Origin of the sequence: Pseudomonas sp. MWU12-2029, from assembly GCF_023242425.1 — a bacterium.
Lineage (GTDB): Bacteria > Pseudomonadota > Gammaproteobacteria > Pseudomonadales > Pseudomonadaceae > Aquipseudomonas > Aquipseudomonas kribbensis.
This window is the reverse complement of the sequence record NZ_JALJDY010000018.1, coordinates 1-16338: the sequence shown is the minus strand read 5'-3', so window position 1 is coordinate 16338 and position 16338 is coordinate 1. Positions and strand designations below refer to the sequence as shown.

Genomic DNA, 16338 nt, shown 5'->3' with positions numbered 1-16338 from the left:
CGTTTCTGCACCTTGAACATTGCACGGCAAAACCCTGAAACAAGAATCCTGCGCAAAAAAAAGCCACCAGGAGAGGTGGCTGAAAGGGAAGACCGGAAGGAGAGGAAACCGGTCAGGGTTACGGCCGGGAGGGCTGCCGGGGCAAGCCATGTCAGTTGGGCTGCGTGCGTCGTCAGGGACGTTTTGCAGCGGATGTGCGGATTATCCGCAGGCGCCGCCGGGCAGTGAAATCAACTCTGACTATGCTGGTGATAGGCGACAGGACTGCGTCGCAATGAAGCGGGGGCGATCAGGTTGGGGCATTTGCCGCACAGGAATGGTGCGGTGCGTGTGGCGTGAATATCCAACCGATTGAAATCAAAGCGTTTATGCCGATGGCACGGGCCTTGCGAAGGCCTGTAGGTCCGGGGTGACAAGGAGTACGGCATGATCCGCACCTATTTTGATGAAATGTACGATGCCGGCGGCCAGGTCCGCCCGCATTACCGGGAGTTTGCCCGCTGGCTGGCGGACACGCCTGACGAACTGCTGGCCCAGCGGCGACGCGAGGCCGATCTGCTGTTCCATCGTGCCGGGATCACTTTCACGCTCTACGGGGACGAGCAAGGGACAGAACGCCTGATTCCCTTCGACACCATTCCGCGCAGCATTCCCGCCAGCGAGTGGCGGATCGTCGAGCGCGGCTGCATCCAGCGGGTCAAGGCGCTGAACATGTTCCTCGCCGACCTTTACCACGAGCAGCGCATCATCAAGGCCGGGATCATTCCCGCCGAGCAGGTGCTGGCCAACGAGCAATACCAGTTGGCGATGCAGGGGCTGGATCTGCACCGCGATATCTATTCGCACATCTCCGGCGTCGATCTGGTGCGCGACGGCGACGGCACCTATTACGTGCTCGAGGACAACCTGCGCACGCCCAGCGGCGTGAGCTACATGCTCGAAGACCGCAAGATGATGATGCGTCTGTTCCCCGAGCTGTTCGCAGCCCAGCGCATCGCGCCCATCGACCATTATCCGAACCTGTTGCTCGACACCCTGAAAAGCTCAAGCCCGATCGACGACCCGAGTGTCGTGGTGCTGACTCCGGGGCGGTTCAACAGCGCGTTTTTCGAGCATGCGTTCCTTGCGCGGGAAATGGGCGTGGAACTGGTCGAAGGCGCCGACTTGTTCGTACGCGACGACAAAGTCTTCATGCGCACCACTGACGGCCCGAAAGCGGTGGACGTGATCTACCGCCGACTCGACGACGCGTTTCTTGATCCATTGGCGTTCCGCCCGGATTCGATGCTCGGCGTGCCGGGGCTGCTGTCGTCCTATCGCTCCGGCAACGTGGTGCTGGCCAATGCCATCGGCACCGGGGTGGCGGACGACAAGTCGGTGTATCCGTTCGTCACCGAGATGATCCGTTTCTACCTCGATGAAGAGCCGATCCTGAAGAACGTGCCGACCTGGCAATGCCGCAATCCGTCTGAACTTTCCCATGTGCTGGCCAATCTTCCGGATCTGGTGGTCAAGGAAACCCAGGGCTCCGGCGGTTACGGAATGCTCGTGGGGCCGGCAGCGACGACCGCGGAAATCGATGCGTTCCGCGAGCGGATCAAGGCCAAGCCCCACGCGTACATCGCGCAACCGACGCTGTCGCTGTCGACCTGTCCGACCTTTGTCGAAAACGGCATTGCGCCGCGCCATATCGACCTGCGCCCGTTCGTATTGTCCGGCCGCGAAACCCGGGTCGTGCCCGGCGGTTTGACCCGTGTCGCCCTGCGTGAAGGCTCTCTGGTGGTGAATTCATCCCAGGGCGGCGGAACCAAGGACACCTGGGTGGTCGAGGATTGAAGGAAGCCTGCCATGTTAAGTAGAACTGCCTCGAATCTGTACTGGATGTCGCGTTACCTGGAGCGGGCGGAAAACCTCGCCCGCATGCTCGATGTCAGCTATTCGCTGTCGCTGATGCCGCAGGACGGCCGTGGCGACGGTCTGCACGAACTGGCGATGCCGCTGATGATCACCGGCACCCTGGATGATTACCTTGAACGCCACGGCGAACTGCATGCCGAGCGATTGCTGCATTTCTTCGCCCTCGACGCCGCCAACCCGGCGAGCATCTACAGCTGCCTCGGCGCAGCGCGGGCCAGCGCCCATGCGGTGCGCGGGCGTATCACCGCCGACATGTGGGAGAACATCAACGCCACCTGGCTGGAGATTCGCGGGATCGCCAATCAGGGCCTCAGCCGTTATGGCATGAGCCGATTCTGCGAGTGGATCAAGGAGCGTTCGCACCTGTTCCGGGGCGCGTCCTACGGCACCATCATGCGCAACGACGCGTTCCGTTTCATTCGCCTGGGCACGTTCATCGAGCGGGCCGACAACACCTTGCGCCTGCTCGACGCCCGTTACGAAATGGCCGGCGATCAGGCGGAAGCGGTCAGCGACGGCACCGCCCACGCCTATTACCAGTGGAGCGCCTTGTTGCGGGCCTTGTCCTCGTTCGAGGCCTACACCGAAATCTATCGCGACGCGCCCGGCGCCCGGCATGTGGCCGAACTGCTGCTTTTGCGCGCCGACGTGCCGCGTTCGCTGCGGGCCTGCACCGAAGAGATCGACCAGATCCTGGCGCAACTGCCGGGGGCCAACGGTCGTCCGGCGCAACGGCTGGCGGCGGAAATGGACGCACGCCTGCGCTACACCGGCATCCACGAAATCCTCGAGGAAGGGCTGCACGCCTGGCTCACCGAGTTCATCCCGCTGGTGCGCCAGCTGGGCAACGCCATTCACAGTTCCTACCTGGAGGCCGCATGAGACTTTCCATCAGCCACGAGACCACCTATCACTATGAAGATCAGGTGCGGGCGAGCATCCAGTACCTGCGCCTGACACCCCACGACAGCGAGCGTCAGCATGTGCTGAGCTGGCAGCTCGACCTGCCGCGCCCGGTACGCGCCCAGCTCGATCCGTTCGGCAACATCCTGCATGTGCTGACCATGGACGAGCCCCACGAAGCGATCATCATCGGCGCCCGTGGACAGGTCGATATCGACGAATTGCGCGAAGCGGAGCATGAGAGCCAGTCGGCGCTGCCTTTCCTGCGTTTTACCCGGCTGACCGAGGCTGACGAGGCATTGCGGGCGTTTGCCGAGAAGTCCTGCAAGCAACGACGGGACCGCAATGCGCTGATCGATCTGATGCACGGCTTGAACCAGCACATGACCTATACGCCGGGCTCCACTGAAGTGGACACCAGCGCCGCCGAAGCCTTCGCCGGGCGGGCGGGTGTTTGCCAGGATCACGCCCACGCTTTTCTGGCCTGCGCGCGCAGTCTCGGGGTGCCGTCGCGCTATGTGTCGGGTTATCTGTACAGCGAGGATTGCGAACACCTGGCCAGTCACGCCTGGGCCGAGGCCTGGATCGATGACGCCTGGTACAGCTTCGACGTGACCAATGAACTGGCGCGGCCGGAGCGGCATTTGAAACTGGCGGTGGGACTGGATTACCTCGACGCCTGCCCGGTACGGGGCATGCGCCGGGGCGGCGGGAGTGAGCAGATGCACGCGAAAGTGCTGGTGTCGCCGACACCAGCGCCAGTCATCTCGGTGCAGCAGCAGTAAACGATGTAGTCGGGTTACTTGGCGGGCGCAACCTTGCGCCCGGCCATGTGCTGCAAATACCCGATCAGCTTCTGCAGATCCGCGTCCGGCAACACTTCGGCGGAGAATCCCGGCATTTTCGCCTGCGGCCACTGACGCAGACTCTGCGGATCGCGGATGTAGCGCTTGAGGAAGTCCGCGCCGAAGTACTCGGTCGGGTTGTACGGAATATTCAGGTCCGGCCCGAACTGCGCATCCCCGGCGCCATTCAGGCGGTGACAGGCCAGGCAGTTCTTCTGGAACAGCGCAAAACCCTGGTTCACCGGGTCATCGGCCTTCAACGCAGGGTCCGGCAGCAGGGCAGGGAAACGCTCGGCCACCGGCGCCATACGCTTGATGCTGGCGACTTCGAATGGCCATTGTTCCGGGCTGATATTGCCGGCCTGCGGATCGGTCCACACCAGATAGAACGGCCCGGCGCTGTGCTTGCCTTCCGACAGCGGCGGCCAGGGGTGGGCCGGATCTTCAATGGCCAGCCAGGCGCGTGAGCCTTTGTTGTTCAGTAGCGGCGCGGCGGACAGTTCTGCGGCAAAACCGTCCAGCGCTACGGCTTGCAGGTGATCTTCCGGTTTGATGCCGGTCAACAGCGCGGCAATCGGCACGGCGCGATAAGTCATGTCCTTCTTGTAGGACACATCGTTCTTGATCGAGAGGGTTTGCACCTGAGGATGCTTGAGCAGTTCCTCGGTCTGCCAGGTGCGGCTGTTCGTGCCCAGCTCCAGGTTCAGCTGTGCGGCAGACAGGGGCAGGCTCAGCAGCATGGCCCCGAACAGAATGAGCGTTTTCAAGTGATCGCCGTCCATGTCGTGGAAGTGCGCAAAGGTTGGCACAGCCACGCTGGCCCGGGTAGCGGGCCAGTCAAATTTTCAGTGGCGATGAGCAATACCTGCCGCTTGAGTCAGCCGATGACCTTGGTCAGATTCGGCAGAATCAACAACAGCGTCGTGGCGAAAAGAATGAGCCCTGCTTGACGAACTTTCGGTTGTTTGAACATGGCTTGACCGCCTTTTTTGTTATTTCCTGATGCCTGCCTGCATATCCATGACGGCAAGCGCTGCACTTCCTGTTGAAGAACGCCTGCCTCGGCAAAACCCGACGACAACGACGTACATGTTCACCTTAGGGCCCGCGTCACGCTTGGCTTAGATCCATTTCATATGTATTTGCTACCAGTCGCGATTAAAAAGGCATGAGGCCCATTGCCAGCTTCTTTGCCGCCCTTTTGCTAGACAGCTCGGTGACCTGAACCGGTTAACCTGGCCGGGAATGACCGTCCGTCTGAGCGTGCACGTCAACGTCATTGAGCGCTGTGGTCATTGAATCCGTGACCGTCCCGGCCAAGAGTGGAGGCACGAATTTCACTCACCGCACAGGTTCGAGAACGCCATGACCCAAGCTTTGATTTTCGACGCATTACGCACGCCCCGTGGCAGAGGCAAGGCCGACGGTTCGCTGCACAGCGTCAAACCGGTGAACCTGGTGGCCGGGTTGCTGACCGCGCTGCAGGTTCGCACGGCGCTGGACACCAGCCAGGTCGATGACGTGGTGCTCGGTTGTGTCACGCCGATTGGCGATCAAGGCTCGGACATCGCCAAGACCGCCGTGCAGGTGGCCGATTGGGACGTCAGCGTCGCAGGCGTGCAGATCAACCGCTTCTGCGCTTCGGGGCTGGAAGCGGTAAACCTGGGGGCGATGAAAGTGCGTTCCGGGTTCGAAGAGCTGGTGGTGGTCGGTGGTGTCGAATCCATGTCCCGTGTACCGATGGGAAGCGACGGCGGCGCCTGGGCGCTGGACCCGCAGACCAACCTGCACAGCCATTTCACCCCTCAAGGCGTCGGTGCCGACCTGATCGCCACCCTTGAAGGCTTCAGCCGGCAGGACGTCGATGCCTACGCGCTGCACTCGCAACAGAAAGCTGCCCGGGCCCGGGCGGACGGTTCGTTCAACAAATCGTTGGTACCGGTGCAGGATCAGAACGGCATCATCCTGCTCGATCACGATGAGTTCATTCGCGCCGAGTCGACCCTCGAAGGTCTGGGCAAGCTCAAGCCGAGTTTCGAAATGATCGGCCAGATGGGCTTCGACGCCACGGCGCTGCGGGTCTACAGCCATGTCGAGCGCATCAACCATGTGCACACACCGGGCAACAGTTCGGGAATCGTTGATGGCGCGGCGCTGATGCTGATCGGCTCCGAAGCCAAGGGGCGCGAGCTGGGCCTGCAACCCCGGGCGCGAATCGTTGCCACGGCGGTCACCAGTACCGACCCGACCATCATGCTCACCGGCCCGGCGCCGGCCACCCGCAAGGCATTGGCCAAGGCCGGGCTGCGGGTCGAAGACATTGACCTGTTCGAGGTCAACGAAGCGTTTGCCTCGGTGGTGCTGAAATTCATCAAGGACATGGCCGTCGATCCCGAAAAGGTCAACGTCAATGGCGGTTCGATTGCGATGGGCCATCCGCTGGGCGCCACCGGTTGCGCGATCCTCGGCACCTTGCTCGATGAACTGGAAGCCCGGCGCCTGCGCTACGGCCTGGCGACGCTGTGCGTCGGCGGCGGCATGGGTATCGCCACCATCATCGAACGCCTCTGATTTCAAGGAAACCTGTCATGACCCAAGCCATTCGTTACGAAAAAGGCCAGGACGGCATCGTTCTCCTGACCATCGACATGCCGGGCCAGAGCGCCAACACCATGAACGCGGTGTACCGCGAGGCCATGGCCGAAAGCGTCGCCCGACTGCTCGCGGAAAAAGATGACATCGCCGGGGTGATCATCACGTCGGCCAAAAAGACCTTCTTCGCCGGCGGCGACCTGAATGAACTGATCAAGGTCGGCAAGCCCGAAGCCAAGGCCTTCTACGACATGGTGCTGACCCTCAAGGGCCAGTTGCGCACTTTGGAAACCCTCGGCAAACCGGTGGTCGCGGCGATCAACGGTGCGGCGCTTGGCGGCGGCTGGGAAATCTGCCTGGCCTGCCACCACCGCGTGGCGCTGGACGATGCGTCGGTGCAACTCGGCCTGCCGGAAATGACCCTTGGTCTGTTGCCGGGCGGCGGCGGAGTGGTGCGCATGGTGCGCATGCTCGGCATCGAAAAGGCCCTGCCGTATCTGCTCGAAGGCAAGAAAGTCCGCCCGCAGCAGGCGTTGCAGGCGGGTCTGATCGATGAGCTGGCGGCGGATCGCGATGATTTGCTGGCCAAGGCCCGGGCCTGGATTCTGGCCAACTCTGCGGCCGTGCAGCGTTGGGACGTGAAGGGCTATCAGATTCCCGGCGGCACGCCGTCGAACCCGAAAGTCGCGCAGATGCTGGCAATTGCGCCGTCGATCCTGCGCACCAAGACCCAGGGCACGTTACCGGCGCCGGAGAAGATTCTGTGTGCGGCGGTGGAAGGCGCACAGGTCGATTTCGATACCGCGCACCTGATCGAAACCCGTTATTTCACTGAATTGACCACCGGGCAGATCTCGAAAAACCTGATCGGCACGTTCTGGTTCCAGCTCAATGAAATCAATGCCGGCGGTTCGCGCCCGCAGGGTTTTGCGCCTTACGTGACGAAGCGCGTGGGCGTCCTCGGCGCCGGGATGATGGGCGCGGGAATCGCCTACGTCAGCGCGGTGGCCGGAATCGACGTGGTGCTCAAGGACATCAACCTCGCGGCTGCCGAAAAGGGCAAGGCGCATTCGGCGGCACTGCTGGACAAGAAAGTCGCTCGCGGGCAGATGACCGCCCAGCAGCGTGAAGCGGTGCTGGCGCGTATCCGGACCACTGAAAGCGACGCCGATCTGGCGGGTTGCGATCTGATCATCGAGGCGGTCTTCGAGGATCGTGAGCTCAAGGCGAAAGTCTCGGCAGCGGCGCAGCAGGTGGTTGGCGCTGAAGCGGTGATCGCTTCAAACACCTCGACCTTGCCAATCACCGGCCTGGCGGCTGCGGTGCCGGATCAGAGCAAGTTCATCGGCCTGCACTTCTTCAGTCCGGTGGAAAAAATGCCGTTGGTAGAAATCATCAAAGGCGCGCAAACCAGCGACGAAACCCTCGCGCGCGGGTTCGATTTCGTCCTGCAAATCAAGAAAACCCCGATTGTGGTCAACGACAGCCGTGGCTTTTTTACCTCGCGGGTGTTCGGCACTTTCACCAACGAAGGCATCGCCATGCTGGGTGAGGGCGTCAGCGCGCCGATGATCGAGACCGAAGCGCGCAAGGCCGGCATGCCCATCGGGCCGCTGGCGATCTCCGACGAAGTTTCCCTCAGCCTGATGAGCCATATCCGTCAACAAACGGCCAAAGACCTGCAAGCAGAAGGGAAACCGCTGATTGAGCACCCGGCGTTCGCCGTGATTGACTTGCTGCTCAACGAATACAAGCGGCCGGGCAAGGCGGCAGGAGGCGGTTTTTACGAGTACCCGGCGGGCGGCCAGAAACACCTGTGGCCCGAGCTGAAAACCCGTTTCGAGAAAGCCGACGGACAGATTTCGCCGAAGGATGTACGTGACCGGTTGCTGTTCGTGCAAGCCATCGAGACCGTGCGCTGTGTGGAGGAGGGCGTACTGACATCGACGGCAGACGCCAACGTCGGCTCGATCTTCGGCATCGGTTTCGCGGCGTGGACGGGTGGTGCGTTGCAGTTCATCAATCAATATGGCGTGAAAGACTTTGTCGCGCGGGCGCAGTACCTGGCTGAACAGTACGGCGAGCGTTTCGCACCGCCAGCGCTGCTACTGCAAAAGGCTGCCAGCGGCGAGCTGTTCTAGCGGGTCGGGGAAGCATTCCGGGGCTTGCCTTGCCGGGTGGTTTCAGGGCAGGCTCTGGGGTGTGCATTATTCCCATCACGTGTCAGGAATTTTTTATGTCGCTACGCATCTGCATTCTGGAAACCGACATCCTGCGTCCGGAACTGGTCGATGAATATCAGGGATACGGGCAGATGTTCCAGCGCCTGTTCTCGCAACAGCCCATTGCCGCCGAGTTCACGGTGTACAACGTGATGCAGGGCGACTATCCGAGTGATGACCTGACTTTCGATGCGTACCTGATCACGGGCAGCAAGGCCGACTCGTTCGGCACCGACCCGTGGATCCAGACCCTCAAGCAATACCTGCTGATCCGCTATGAGCGCGGCGACAAACTGCTTGGCGTGTGCTTCGGCCATCAACTGCTGGCGCTGCTGCTGGGCGGCAAGAGCGAGCGTGCAACCCAGGGCTGGGGCGTCGGCACCCACAACTACAAGCTGGCGGCCAAGGCTCCGTGGATGAGCCCGGTGCGTGAAGAGCTGACGCTGTTGATCAGCCACCAGGATCAGGTCACGGCGCTGCCGGAGAACGCCACGGTGATTGCTTCCAGCGATTTCTGCCCGTTCGCCGCGTATCACATCAATGATCAGGTGCTGTGCTTCCAGGGGCATCCGGAATTCATTCACGATTACTCGCGGGCGCTGCTGGATCTGCGTCAGGAAGCGCTGGGCGAGCAGATCTACAGCAAGGGCGTGGCCAGCCTTGAGAGTGATCACCACGGCACCACGGTGGCGGAATGGATGATGCGTTTTGTGGCGCACAAGCCAGACGCCGCTTGAATCCGAAAGCCCCCGTGTCCTGCACGGGGGCTTTTTCCCTTACAGCCAGCCTGATTTCTTGAAGCTCGCCCACAACCCCACGCAACCCACGGTGATAAAGCCCAGCACGGCGAAATAGCCGTAATGCCAGCTCAGCTCCGGCATGTTCTGGAAGTTCATCCCGTAGATCCCGGCGACCGCCGTCGGGAACGCCAGAATCGCCGCCCATGCCGCAAACTTGCGCTGCACCACGCTTTGCCGTGACGCCTCCAGCAGTACACCGATCTCGATGGTCTGGCTCGCGATGTCGGCCAGGGTGGTCAGGTCTTCCATCTGCCGTGTGACATGGATCTGCACATCGCGGAAGTAAGGGCGCATGTTCTTGTCGATGAAAGGGAAGCTCAGCTTCTGCAACTCTTCGCCGATCTCCACCATCGGCGCCGCGTATCGACGCAAGCGCAATACATCGCGGCGCAGGCCATGAAGCTTCTGGATGTCGTGCTCATTCAGCGCGCTGCACAACACGTTGCGCTCCAGTTCATCGATCTCGGCGTGGATCGCTTCACCCACCGGCTGATAGTTTTCGATCACGAAATCCAGCAGCGCATACAGTACGAAATCTTCCCCGTGTTCCAGCAACAGCGGCCGCGCCTCACAGCGCTGACGGACATGGGCGTAGGACGCTGAATGACCATTGCGGGCAGTGATGATGTAGCCCTTGCCGGCGAAGATATGAGTTTCGATGAACTGCAGGATGCCGTGTTCGCGAACGGGGGAGTAGGTGACGATGAACAGAGCGTCGCCGAAGGTTTCCAGTTTCGGACGGCTGTGTTTTTCCAGGGCATCCTCGATGGCCAGTTCGTGCAGGTTGAACTGGCGCTGCAGGTTGGCCAGCTCCTGGGCGTTCGGCTCTTCGAGGCCGATCCAGACAAAGTGCCCGGTCTTGGCGGCCCAGGCGGCGCCTTCATCGAGGGAAATATTGGTGACTTTCTTACCGGCGCTGTAAACCGCAGCAGCAACAACTCGACCCATGGTGGTGGTTCACTTCTTCTTGGCAGATGGCAGGGGAGACATGGCTTCAGCTTAGCCGTGTCGTTGCTTGAGAGTCAGTGAAATCTGCACAGTTCACCGGGCAAAAGAAAACCCGCACAGGGCGGGTTTCTTTTTCACGCAGCTTGAAGCTGCCGATCCATCGCATCGATGCACTCGCGCATCTGCTCGCGGCACTGGCTGATAAGCATGGGCATGTCGTCCATGGTCAGGCCGGCAGTAGGAATCGCCGGCAGCGAGCGTATGAGAATTTTCCCGCTGCGCCAGCGGTTCAGGCGCATGTGCTTGATGTAGCTGCTGACGCAGACTGGAACGATCGGCACACCGGCGGCAATGGCCATCTGGAACGCGCCTTTCTTGAACGGTAGCAGTTCTTCGCCCAGGTTTCGGGTGCCTTCCGGGAAGACCCAGATCGAGGTGTCTTTGTGCTGCAAGGTGTCGGTGGTTGTCAGCATCGACTGGCGCGCCTTGTGCGCGTTCCCACGATCGATCAACACATTTCCCGCCAGCCAGAACAACTGGCCAAACAGCGGCACCCATTTCAGGCTTTTTTTGCCGATGCACACGGTCCGTCGCGGCACTACGTTGCCGAACACGAACAGGTCATAGTTGGACTGGTGGTTGGCGATGATCACGCAGCTATCGGGCTTGTTCATCAGCTGACCGACGTCGGCCTTCACTCGCAGGCGCAGAATGCACATGGCCGGCAGGGCATAGAGACGGGCACACAGACGACTGTTGTCCGGATTGAATGGCCGGCACAGCCCGAGAATCACCCCGAGCACACCCGCCAGCATAAAGTGCAGGCCCATCAATAACATACGAAACACGAACAGCATTTTCAGGCCCACCGGGACAAAAGGTGGCGCAGTGTACGGATGTGCACTGTTTTCGGCAATTGCCGCTATAGAGTCAGGAGATGGGCGATGTTTAAGCGCATGTTTCCGACTTGTCGGTCAGAGGCGTCCTAGAGCTGCCGAAGAGTTTTAAACCGCGCGCGTAAGAAAAAGCCCGACACGACGGTCGGGCTTTTCTGTTTCGCAGCGAAGAGGACTCAGCCCAGGTGCTCCTGATCCTGAATGATCGCGTTATCCAGGGTTTCCAGCAGCGCCTTGCGTACTTTGAGCTTGGTGTTCTTGTGCGCGGTCATGTTGATCTTCTTCAACTGACGCGCGGCGGCGAGGGCGGCACCTTGCAGTTCTTCGGCAGAAACCACCTTGTCGAGGAAACCGGCATCCACAGCGCTTTGCGGATCGAACATCTCGCCGTTGATCACCGAACGGTGAAAGGCCGAGCGGCGCAGACGATCACGAGCCAGTTCGATGCCGGCGTGGTGCATGGTCATGCCGATCTGCACTTCGTTCAGACCAATGCTGAACGGGCCGTCGACGCCGATACGATAGTCGGCAGACAACAGAATGAACGCACCTTTGGCCACGGCATGACCCGGGCAGGCCACGATCACCGGGAACGGGTGCGACAGCAGACGGCGGGCCAGGGTAGAGCCGGCAGTCACCAGGGACACGGCTTCTTTAGGGCCGGCGGTCATCACTTTCAAATCGTAGCCGCCGGACAGAATGCCCGGCTGGCCGGTAATGATCACGATTGCACGATCCGCCACCGCCTGATCCAGCGCCGCGTTGAAGGCCGCGATCACGTCCGGGGAAATGGCGTTGACCTTGCCGTTGCTCAGGGTCAGGGTCGCGATACCGTCTTCGAGGTGGTAGGCAATCAGGTCGCTCATGGCGCAATTCCTTATAAGAAAGATGGGCAGACGTTACCCACCGTCGTCGGTCAGGTAAAGCACTGTGACTGACCCGCCGGTCACCCTTGACCGGCTGATCCGCTGCAACGTGCCCCACGACAAACGCCTGCGCGCCTATATAGAAGGGCTGCGCCCACCCGAGATTGGCCGGATCGCCATGGCCCATCGACAGTAGAAACGACTTTTTCTCTTAACCGCATGAAAATTCTGAAAAAAAGTTTGCCATCAGAAAAGCTTTCGACTACATTAGCGCGCCTCGACAGACAGAACATGTTTGAAGAGATACGGTGAAGTGTCCGAGTGGCTTAAGGAGCACGCCTGGAAAGTGTGTATACAGGAAACTGTATCGAGAGTTCGAATCTCTCCTTCACCGCCAAATTCGATGTAAACAGAACCCCTGGTTTCGAGAGAAGCCAGGGGTTTTGTGCATTCTGGTGTCCGGATTTTTTTGCTCACAGAGTTGGGTTCGGCTTCACTTTGCCGGGGCAGTACAATCGCGGTTTTATCTGTATGTAAAAGGACGACTTCCATGATCATTTCCACCACTCACTCCATCGAAGGCCGACAAATCACGGCGTATCTGGACGTTGTCAGTGCCGAGTCGGTGCAGGGCGTGAATGTGATTCGCGATATGTTCGCCGGGATGCGGGACTTTTTCGGTGGACGTTCGCAGACGCTGGAGCGGGCGTTGAAGGAGGCGCGTGTTCAGGCGACCGACGAGATCAAGGAGCGTGCGCGGGCCTTGCAGGCGGATGCGGTGGTCGGGGTGGATTTCGAGATCAGCATGCCGGCGGGGAAGGGCGGCATGGTTGTAGTGTTCGCGACCGGCACGGCGGTCAAGTTGCGTTGATCGTTGGTTTAGCGTGTGTGAGCCCATTCAACGGAATGGGCTCGTTGCTGACAATCAGCCCTGTGGTTTGAGTACGACAGTGCCTTTAGAGTCGTAGGTCAGGGGGGTATCGATTGCAACCATCGGCGTACCGCCAGGCTGGACCGGGTCTGGATGGTAGATGACGCCAGGTTTACCAGGCTGTACAGGACTAGGTCCGTCGAGCGGCTTGATGACGATCTCGCCTGAGGCAAGCTTCTCCTTGAATTTTTCCGCCCCGGCTTTACCAGCGGCGATCTGCTCGTCCGTGAGCTTTACAACAGGCATCGGTGGGAATCCTTTGATTTCCATGTTCTCTCCTTGAGATTCATTGCGTAGGAAAAAGGACAACGGCCTGTGGTTGGGAATCTTTAGCTCCGTAGGACCAGTGGTCTGAACATTGTGTTTAATTTCTGTAGGCCATTCGTCGGGCTTCGGGCGATATGAATCACAAGTCCAGGAATGACCGGCTAGTCTCAAAAGCCTTGGAGGTCGATATTTTTTCAGGCAATAGGGTCTTGCCGGTATCGGCCCGCTTTTGAAAGGGGTGAAGAGATGACTGATCCGTACATCGAAGACGACGGGGCTGAATTTCCATTCAACAATTGCGTGCGCTGTGGCCAGACCGAGTATCAGGCGGGCTTTGGCGAAGATCCGGTGCAGACCGGCAAGATCAAGTCGACAGCACCCAAGGGGCCGAAAGCAAAATTTCTGCCCAAGGTGACGACACGTTCCAGGAAGTAATCCGGATGCCACAGAACCCCGCCATTGAGCGGGGTTTTTGATTGCTGATTTTCTAGAGAAGCGTCCTACGAAAATTGCGGAATCGTCCGGTTTCTTTCACAAACTTTTCACACCGGTCTACGTAGGGTGAAGCCATCCGTTAGAAAGCAAGTCTCCAGCCCGTCTCCCCAGCGGGCTTTTTTTTGCCTGCGATAAAACCTTTTCCAAAATCGCTGTCCAATCGGCGCCAAGTGCGCTGTGGCACTGGACATTGCCGCGGTAACAGCATTCAATCTGCGCCCTTTTTCTTCCTTCTTTTGAGGTTTTCGTCATGCGTTTAACTCTGCCTGCTCTGGTTCTGGGGCTTCTGGTCGCTCAAGGTGCAATGGCCGGTGATGGCACCGCCGCACTGGGTGGTGGCCTGGGTGGCGCGCTGGGTAATGTGGTCGGCCAGAAAATGGGCGGCAGCAGCGGTGCGGCCATCGGCGCTGGCCTGGCCGGTGCGGCTGGCGGTGCGTTGGCAGCGAAGAAAGGTGCTCGCACCAAAGCGGCCATTGGCGGCGGTGTAGGCGCGGCAGGCGGTTCGATCATCGGCAATAGCCTGGGTGGCAAGAACGGCGCGACCATCGGCGCCGGCCTGGGCGGCGCAGCGGGCGGCGCGGTGGGCAGCAACCTGTCCAAAGGTCACAAGCGTCACTGATTGCGAATGCATGTCTGAAAAGGCCCGGCTTTATGCCGGGCCTTTTCGTTGCTGAACGTTTTTCCCGAATGCGCCTCCAATTCCGTATAGCCCCTTCCGGGCGTACCGTCCCGATCCGGGACCTGCGAGGTCTGTATGCGATCGACTTTAACTGCGTTGGTTTTAGGGTTGCTTGTGGCGCAAGGCGCCATGGCTGCCGGCGATGGTTCCGCGGCGGTTGGCGGTGGTCTGGGTGGTGTGCTGGGGAACGTAGTCGGCGGACAACTCGGCGGCAGCACCGGCGCCGCAGTGGGGGCGGGCGTTGGCGGTGCGGCTGGCAGTGCCGTCGGAGCGAACAAGCGTAATCGTACGGAGGCCGCGATTGGCGGCGGTCTTGGCGCAGCGGGTGGTTCAGTGCTGGGCAACAGCGTCGGTGGATCTACCGGCTCGGCTGTCGGTGCCGGACTCGGCGGCGCGGCAGGTGGTGCAGTGGGCAACAGCCTGGGAGGCGATGGCGGAAAATCGCATTCCGGTGGCGGCCACAAGCACAAACACAAATATCGTCACCGCTGAGCAAGCGGAGTTACTGAAACCCGGCCTTGTGCCGGGTTTTTTGTGTTCGCACGTAATGCGCCGGAACGTTTAGCGACCATACTTTTCGAACGTCTACACGCTGAGCTTCCGAGGTGCACCATGACTCCCGAAACCGAAGGCAAGGAAGAAAAAGGCCCGAGCGGGTTGCCGTTTATCAATGATCCGGGGAATGAAGACCCGGGGTCGTTGATGGATGATGCGACGGTTCCGCTTTGGGAGGATGAGGGGGAGGAGCTTGAGTATGAGGATTTTGATGATGATGAGTGATGGGCACTTGTTTCTTTGAATATTGGAAATTCTATGTAGAGCGTTAAGGGAGTGAGCAGCGGGCTAACCCCTCCATTCGCTATTGAACAAACGAGACGTCAATCCTGTCCGCGTTAATTTTGACGAACTGCCCATTCAGATGTGGGTATTCGTAGTGGATATCCTGATCCATAAAATCAACAAACGACCGGAAAACCTCGCCATCCAGGTAGCCATAAACTTCACAGTGGAATCCACTACCGAGCATCTTGATCTGCATTTTTTCGCATTGTGTAGGTGATACAAATTCCTCATCAGACAACACCATTTCGAACTCAGCTTCGTAAGTTTTTCCGACCTCAATTTTCGAGGGGCTGTAGCTTGCGAAGCACCTGACCTCAACTCCCTCAACAACCAGCAAAATAGCGTCTTCTACAAACGGGTCTATTTCGACGACCAATGCTTTGTGTGTCTTAGTCATGAGCAGGCCTCACTGTTTTATCTTGTGCATTACCGTTGATTGTCCGCCAAAACTCTTTTCCACTTTTGGTGTGTAGAGTCGTAATTTCATCATTTGTGTTGGTGCCCACGAAAGCAAATTTCGCTTCACCTTTCCGGTTATTCCCCATCAATTGGATATACCCTGCTCGCATCTCTCCTTTGTATAAATACTCCACACGTGTGCCTTGATTCACTACTCCTCGTGCGATGAGCAAGTACTCCTCGTTGGTCATCGCCTTGAATTCGGCGCCATGCTTTTCAAAATGCCCGGCAAGCTTTTCGTCATTACCAAAATTTTCCGGTCGAGATTTGGGCTTTGGAGTCAGCGGTTCACCTTCGTCAACAATCGAACCACCCACCCCATCCGGAACCGAACACCCCGGCCTGTTCGGCGGCGGACAATTGGACATCAACCCCAACGGATCCACCCACCCCGTCGGATTCGGCACGTACCGGTACTGATTCAACCCACCCGCCAGCTTCACCGGATCCGGCGTCAGGTACCGTCCAACGTCCGGGTCGTAGTACCGGTGCCGGTTGTAGTGCAGTCCGCTTTCCGCATCGAAGTACTGCCCCTGAAAGCGCAGCGGCTGGTCGAGGTAATCGTCGGTCGCCAGCTGCAGCGAGGTGACCTTGCCGTAGGCGCTGTATTTGGCTGACCAGACGATCTCGCCGCTGTAATCGGTCAGTTCCTGTGGGGTGCCGAGGTGGTCGAGC

Annotated in this window: 19 protein-coding genes and 1 tRNA gene; 13 read left to right on the top strand and 7 right to left on the bottom strand. The window is 59.6% G+C overall.

What is annotated here, in order from left to right; genetic code table 11:
* The first annotated feature begins 426 nt into the window (after positions 1-426).
* From M5B44_RS28205 to M5B44_RS28195, 3 genes are read left to right on the top strand one after another with little or no spacing between them, the layout of a single operon-like run.
* On the top strand, positions 427-1836 hold the full coding sequence (locus tag M5B44_RS28205) for a circularly permuted type 2 ATP-grasp protein (RefSeq protein WP_025113343.1): 1410 nt from the start codon (positions 427-429) through the stop codon (positions 1834-1836).
* A 12-nt stretch (positions 1837-1848) separates the two neighbouring features.
* On the top strand, positions 1849-2799 hold the full coding sequence (locus tag M5B44_RS28200) for an alpha-E domain-containing protein (protein WP_248741258.1): 951 nt from the start codon (positions 1849-1851) through the stop codon (positions 2797-2799).
* A complete protein-coding gene (locus M5B44_RS28195; protein ID WP_085705298.1) occupies positions 2796-3605 on the top strand; it encodes a transglutaminase family protein in 810 nt (269 codons plus the stop codon). Before M5B44_RS28200 ends, M5B44_RS28195 begins: the two co-directional genes overlap by 4 nt.
* A gap of 14 nt (positions 3606-3619) precedes the next feature.
* On the opposite strand, the gene M5B44_RS28190 is transcribed toward M5B44_RS28195, so the two are convergent.
* A complete protein-coding gene (locus M5B44_RS28190; protein WP_248741287.1) occupies positions 3620-4447 on the bottom strand; it encodes a c-type cytochrome in 828 nt (275 codons plus the stop codon).
* A gap of 583 nt (positions 4448-5030) precedes the next feature.
* On the opposite strand from M5B44_RS28190, the gene M5B44_RS28185 reads away from it, so the two are divergent.
* From M5B44_RS28185 to M5B44_RS28175, 3 genes are all read left to right on the top strand, one after another.
* Positions 5031-6236: an acetyl-CoA C-acetyltransferase gene (locus tag M5B44_RS28185; RefSeq protein ID WP_248741257.1), complete on the top strand. Its 1206-nt coding sequence runs from the start codon at positions 5031-5033 to the stop codon at positions 6234-6236.
* A gap of 17 nt (positions 6237-6253) precedes the next feature.
* Positions 6254-8398, top strand: coding sequence for a 3-hydroxyacyl-CoA dehydrogenase NAD-binding domain-containing protein (locus tag M5B44_RS28180; RefSeq protein WP_248741256.1), 2145 nt, complete (start codon positions 6254-6256; stop codon positions 8396-8398).
* A 95-nt stretch (positions 8399-8493) separates the two neighbouring features.
* Positions 8494-9216 (top strand): amidotransferase, encoded by a 723-nt coding sequence (locus tag M5B44_RS28175; RefSeq protein ID WP_248741255.1) that lies wholly within the window; start codon positions 8494-8496, stop codon positions 9214-9216.
* 39 nt (positions 9217-9255) lie between these two features.
* Here M5B44_RS28175 and M5B44_RS28170 read toward each other — a convergent pair whose 3' ends face one another.
* From M5B44_RS28170 to M5B44_RS28160, 3 genes are all read right to left on the bottom strand, one after another.
* The gene (locus tag M5B44_RS28170; RefSeq protein ID WP_134825980.1) at positions 9256-10227 is read right to left on the bottom strand and encodes a magnesium and cobalt transport protein CorA; all 972 of its coding nucleotides are present in this window, start codon (positions 10225-10227) and stop codon (positions 9256-9258) included.
* A 134-nt stretch (positions 10228-10361) separates the two neighbouring features.
* Positions 10362-11084, bottom strand: a complete 723-nt coding sequence (locus M5B44_RS28165; protein WP_085710663.1) for a 1-acylglycerol-3-phosphate O-acyltransferase — start codon at positions 11082-11084, stop codon at positions 10362-10364.
* A 215-nt stretch (positions 11085-11299) separates the two neighbouring features.
* Positions 11300-11989: a crotonase/enoyl-CoA hydratase family protein gene (locus tag M5B44_RS28160; RefSeq protein WP_085732367.1), complete on the bottom strand. Its 690-nt coding sequence runs from the start codon at positions 11987-11989 to the stop codon at positions 11300-11302.
* A 64-nt stretch (positions 11990-12053) separates the two neighbouring features.
* On the opposite strand from M5B44_RS28160, the gene M5B44_RS28870 reads away from it, so the two are divergent.
* The 3 genes from M5B44_RS28870 to M5B44_RS28150 all read left to right on the top strand — a co-directional run bounded on the left by M5B44_RS28870 (position 12054) and on the right by M5B44_RS28150 (position 12860).
* Positions 12054-12185 (top strand): hypothetical protein, encoded by a 132-nt coding sequence (locus M5B44_RS28870; RefSeq protein WP_263860316.1) that lies wholly within the window; start codon positions 12054-12056, stop codon positions 12183-12185.
* A gap of 111 nt (positions 12186-12296) precedes the next feature.
* A tRNA-Ser gene (locus M5B44_RS28155) sits at positions 12297-12386 on the top strand.
* 153 nt (positions 12387-12539) lie between these two features.
* Positions 12540-12860 carry a YbjQ family protein gene (locus M5B44_RS28150; protein WP_114882012.1) on the top strand — a complete coding sequence of 107 codons (321 nt, stop codon included), beginning with the start codon at positions 12540-12542 and terminating at the stop codon, positions 12858-12860.
* 54 nt (positions 12861-12914) lie between these two features.
* On the opposite strand, the gene M5B44_RS28145 is transcribed toward M5B44_RS28150, so the two are convergent.
* Positions 12915-13190 (bottom strand): hypothetical protein, encoded by a 276-nt coding sequence (locus M5B44_RS28145; RefSeq protein WP_169429541.1) that lies wholly within the window; start codon positions 13188-13190, stop codon positions 12915-12917.
* Positions 13191-13433: 243 nt separating this feature from the next.
* Between M5B44_RS28145 and M5B44_RS28140 the strand changes: the two genes are divergently transcribed.
* The 4 genes from M5B44_RS28140 to M5B44_RS28125 all read left to right on the top strand — a co-directional run bounded on the left by M5B44_RS28140 (position 13434) and on the right by M5B44_RS28125 (position 15141).
* Positions 13434-13622 carry a hypothetical protein gene (locus M5B44_RS28140; protein ID WP_085701198.1) on the top strand — a complete coding sequence of 63 codons (189 nt, stop codon included), beginning with the start codon at positions 13434-13436 and terminating at the stop codon, positions 13620-13622.
* A 310-nt stretch (positions 13623-13932) separates the two neighbouring features.
* Positions 13933-14301 carry a bacteriocin gene (locus M5B44_RS28135; RefSeq protein ID WP_085710666.1) on the top strand — a complete coding sequence of 123 codons (369 nt, stop codon included), beginning with the start codon at positions 13933-13935 and terminating at the stop codon, positions 14299-14301.
* 135 nt (positions 14302-14436) lie between these two features.
* Positions 14437-14853 carry a hypothetical protein gene (locus tag M5B44_RS28130; RefSeq protein WP_085710667.1) on the top strand — a complete coding sequence of 139 codons (417 nt, stop codon included), beginning with the start codon at positions 14437-14439 and terminating at the stop codon, positions 14851-14853.
* Positions 14854-14973: 120 nt separating this feature from the next.
* On the top strand, positions 14974-15141 hold the full coding sequence (locus M5B44_RS28125; protein ID WP_248741254.1) for a hypothetical protein: 168 nt from the start codon (positions 14974-14976) through the stop codon (positions 15139-15141).
* Between the two features lie 79 nt (positions 15142-15220).
* On the opposite strand, the gene M5B44_RS28120 is transcribed toward M5B44_RS28125, so the two are convergent.
* Both M5B44_RS28120 and M5B44_RS28115 read right to left on the bottom strand, forming a co-directional pair.
* On the bottom strand, positions 15221-15601 hold the full coding sequence (locus M5B44_RS28120; RefSeq protein WP_248741253.1) for a hypothetical protein: 381 nt from the start codon (positions 15599-15601) through the stop codon (positions 15221-15223).
* Positions 15594-16338, bottom strand: a 745-nt coding sequence (locus tag M5B44_RS28115) for an RHS repeat-associated core domain-containing protein (protein WP_248741252.1), incomplete at its 5' end; no start/stop codon positions are given. The genes M5B44_RS28115 and M5B44_RS28120, both read right to left, overlap by 8 nt.

Bases quoted from the DNA above. Each gene is read 5' to 3' on its own strand.
- M5B44_RS28160 (WP_085732367.1), bottom strand. From the start codon at position 11,989: ATGAGCGACCTGATTGCCTACCACCTCGAAGACGGTATCGCGACCCTG.
- M5B44_RS28195 (WP_085705298.1), top strand. From the start codon at position 2,796: ATGAGACTTTCCATCAGCCACGAGACCACCTATCACTATGAAGATCAG.
- M5B44_RS28145 (WP_169429541.1), bottom strand. From the start codon at position 13,190: ATGGAAATCAAAGGATTCCCACCGATGCCTGTTGTAAAGCTCACGGAC.
- M5B44_RS28130 (WP_085710667.1), top strand. From the start codon at position 14,437: ATGCGATCGACTTTAACTGCGTTGGTTTTAGGGTTGCTTGTGGCGCAA.
- M5B44_RS28200 (WP_248741258.1), top strand. From the start codon at position 1,849: ATGTTAAGTAGAACTGCCTCGAATCTGTACTGGATGTCGCGTTACCTG.
- M5B44_RS28185 (WP_248741257.1), top strand. From the start codon at position 5,031: ATGACCCAAGCTTTGATTTTCGACGCATTACGCACGCCCCGTGGCAGA.
- M5B44_RS28175 (WP_248741255.1), top strand. From the start codon at position 8,494: ATGTCGCTACGCATCTGCATTCTGGAAACCGACATCCTGCGTCCGGAA.
- M5B44_RS28140 (WP_085701198.1), top strand. From the start codon at position 13,434: ATGACTGATCCGTACATCGAAGACGACGGGGCTGAATTTCCATTCAAC.
- M5B44_RS28190 (WP_248741287.1), bottom strand. From the start codon at position 4,447: ATGGACGGCGATCACTTGAAAACGCTCATTCTGTTCGGGGCCATGCTG.
- M5B44_RS28150 (WP_114882012.1), top strand. From the start codon at position 12,540: ATGATCATTTCCACCACTCACTCCATCGAAGGCCGACAAATCACGGCG.
- M5B44_RS28165 (WP_085710663.1), bottom strand. From the start codon at position 11,084: ATGCTGTTCGTGTTTCGTATGTTATTGATGGGCCTGCACTTTATGCTG.
- M5B44_RS28170 (WP_134825980.1), bottom strand. From the start codon at position 10,227: ATGGGTCGAGTTGTTGCTGCTGCGGTTTACAGCGCCGGTAAGAAAGTC.
- M5B44_RS28125 (WP_248741254.1), top strand. From the start codon at position 14,974: ATGACTCCCGAAACCGAAGGCAAGGAAGAAAAAGGCCCGAGCGGGTTG.
- M5B44_RS28180 (WP_248741256.1), top strand. From the start codon at position 6,254: ATGACCCAAGCCATTCGTTACGAAAAAGGCCAGGACGGCATCGTTCTC.
- M5B44_RS28205 (WP_025113343.1), top strand. From the start codon at position 427: ATGATCCGCACCTATTTTGATGAAATGTACGATGCCGGCGGCCAGGTC.
- M5B44_RS28120 (WP_248741253.1), bottom strand. From the start codon at position 15,601: ATGACTAAGACACACAAAGCATTGGTCGTCGAAATAGACCCGTTTGTA.
- M5B44_RS28135 (WP_085710666.1), top strand. From the start codon at position 13,933: ATGCGTTTAACTCTGCCTGCTCTGGTTCTGGGGCTTCTGGTCGCTCAA.